Origin of the sequence: Paraburkholderia sp. BCC1876 (genome assembly GCF_902833695.1) — a bacterium.
Lineage (GTDB): Bacteria > Pseudomonadota > Gammaproteobacteria > Burkholderiales > Burkholderiaceae > Paraburkholderia.
This window is the reverse complement of the sequence record NZ_CADFGI010000055.1, coordinates 1-518: the sequence shown is the minus strand read 5'-3', so window position 1 is coordinate 518 and position 518 is coordinate 1. Positions and strand designations below refer to the sequence as shown.

The window sequence follows — 518 nt, the reverse complement described above, 5'->3', positions numbered from 1 at the left end:
GACGGCACAAGCCAGCGCGGCAACCCAGATGATCTCGCAGATCAACGCCGTGAACGCGCCGCCGACCGTCTCGAACCTGTCGATCAGCAGCGCCACGGGCGCCAACCAGACGATCTTCTCGGTCGCCAACGCGCTGTCCACCATCAACAACCTGCAAGCCACGCTGGGCGCCACGCAGAACCGTCTGCAGGCCGTCGCGCAAACGCAGCAGGCCAACTCGACCAACCTGTCGTCGGCCCAGTCGCAGATCCAGAGCGCGGACTTCGCGCAGGAAACCGCGAACCTGAGCCGTGCGCAAGTGCTGCAGCAAGCCGGCATCTCGGTGCTCGCGCAAGCGAACTCGCTGCCGCAGCAGGTCCTGAAGCTCCTGCAGTAAGGCTGTCGCGGTACTGCTTTGAAAACCCGGGCCGCGCCTTCATGGGCGGTCCGTTCGTGCGACGGCGCAACCTTCCTCGTGGCCGTCGCGCGCTTTTTGCTTTTACGGGGCTATGTTTTTCGCCGTACCGTTTTCCCGCGGG

General features: G+C 64.9%; 1 protein-coding gene. It reads left to right on the top strand.

The genetic code is table 11. The features are described 5' to 3' along the window. On the top strand, positions 1-376 hold a 376-nt coding region (locus tag HWY05_RS37730; protein WP_279614205.1), incomplete at its 5' end, for a flagellin. Positions 377-518: the final 142 nt, after the last annotated feature.